2 protein-coding genes are annotated in these 1,735 nt (G+C 34.6%); both read right to left on the bottom strand.

What is annotated here, in order from left to right:
• Window positions 1–113 precede the first annotated feature (113 nt).
• Complete coding sequence (locus tag ACJROP_RS05115) at window positions 114–506, bottom strand: PIN domain-containing protein (protein ID WP_406534410.1); 393 nt, start codon at window positions 504–506, stop codon at window positions 114–116.
• A gap of 10 nt (window positions 507–516) precedes the next feature.
• Window positions 517–1,731 (bottom strand): translation initiation factor IF-2 subunit gamma, encoded by a 1,215-nt coding sequence (locus ACJROP_RS05110; protein WP_406534411.1) that lies wholly within the window; start codon window positions 1,729–1,731, stop codon window positions 517–519.
• Between the last annotated feature and the right edge of the window lie 4 nt (window positions 1,732–1,735).

The raw sequence follows: 1,735 nt of genomic DNA, 5'->3' as shown, positions 1-1,735 counted from the left end.
ACTTCTTCAAGAGGATCTTCAAATCTGTAAGGTGGTATTCTTACAATATCCTTAATTTTTGTTTTATAATACAAAATAATCCCTCATTTAATTATTAATAAGTTTAATTAATATTATATTTTACCTTCAACAGCAATATATTTTTTTTGTCTTAAATATGCAACAGTTATTCCTTTATCTTTTGCACGATTTTTCAATTCTATATCGTTTGTAGCTAAAACTTCTGAAACTCTAAGCAACGCATCATCCACAGTTTCATTTTCAAGTAATGAAATATCCTTTATTTCAACTTTTGAAGAATTAGCTAACTTTAAGGCCAAATTTGCATTCAACCTTATTTTTCCTTTACTATTTTTTTTCAAACCCTTCAATTCATTGATAACAAAGCTTGGAGTTGTTAATTTGTAAGAAGGTAATAATTTTTCAAGTTCAGTGATTATATCAACATTGAACTGAAAAGGAACCATAAAAAAATTGGTATCTATTACAACTTCTTTAGAGTTCATTATCTTCCCTCTATTTAATAATACCGTAACCGATTAATCTCCAACGAGCTCCGACTCTACGACTTAAAGCTACTCTATCACCAGGGCTTGCGCAAACCGGCAATTTAAGATTAACATCAACATCGTCTTTTTTAGTAGATGTAACAACGCCAATTGTAGTTGTAGTACCGCAATTAATCATTAAAGGTTCTTTAATTTTAATTGGAGCAACTTCACGTTCTTCTTTAGTACCCACTACACGGTCGAGTAAATTAGCTTCCATTGTAAAACTGTCCAATACATCAGGCAATGTACCTTCTTCACCGGCAACAGTACCGGATAAAGAATCAGATTTAGTTAAAGATGGATCTAATTTGGTTGCAATACCTACAAGACCTCCCGGACCGATTTCCTTAACCTGTTTTCCATTGGCTTCAAGACCGATGATTTCAGATGTTAAAGTGAGCCTTCTACCTTCATTGGTAGGGCCTGGCCTAATCTCAATAGTATCTCCAAGCTTGAAGGTACCTTGGATTAAAGTACCGCCTATAACTCCACCTTTAATCTTATCGGCGCCGGAACCAGGTTTGTTAATGTCGAATGACCTTGCAACATGCATCAATGCAGTATCATCAACATTCCTTTCCGGAGGTTCGATTTGTTTGAGCATTGCTTCGATTAATATATCTACATTAGCTCCTTGTTGAGCAGAAACAGGTATTATTAAAGCATCTTCAGCACAAGTACCTTTAACAAATTCCTTAATTTCATTATAACTTTCAATAGCTCTTTCTTTTGAAACAATATCAATTTTGTTTTGAACTACTATTACATCCTTAACACCGATTACATCAAGTGCCATAAGATGTTCTTTTGTTTGTGGTTGTGGACAAGTTTCATTTGCAGCAATGACTAATACTGCACCATCCATAATTGCAGCACCAGATAACATAGTTGCCATAAGAGTTTCGTGACCTGGAGCATCAACGAATGATACTTTTCTAATTAATTCAGTTTCACTCCCACAGATTTCACATTTTTCAGAAGTAGTGTAGCATTCAGGCTCTCCGCAGTTAGGGCATTTCCTAAATTCAATATCTGCATAACCTAAACGTATTGAAATACCTCTTTTTGTTTCTTCACTGTGAGTGTCAGTCCATACACCTGATAATGCTTTAGTAAGAGTAGTCTTACCATGGTCTACGTGACCAACTAAACCTATGTTAACATCTGACTGTACGTTCACAGAT

Origin of the sequence: Methanobrevibacter sp. (assembly GCF_045220775.1) — an archaeon.
GTDB lineage: Archaea > Methanobacteriota > Methanobacteria > Methanobacteriales > Methanobacteriaceae > Methanocatella.
Note: the sequence above shows the minus strand (reverse complement) of the source record. Positions and strands in the feature narration are given on the sequence as shown.

What these genes read in the sequence shown, in the direction of transcription:
- ACJROP_RS05115 (WP_406534410.1), bottom strand. Translation starts at nt 506, where the DNA reads ATGAACTCTAAAGAAGTTGTAATAGATACCAATTTTTTTATGGTTCCT.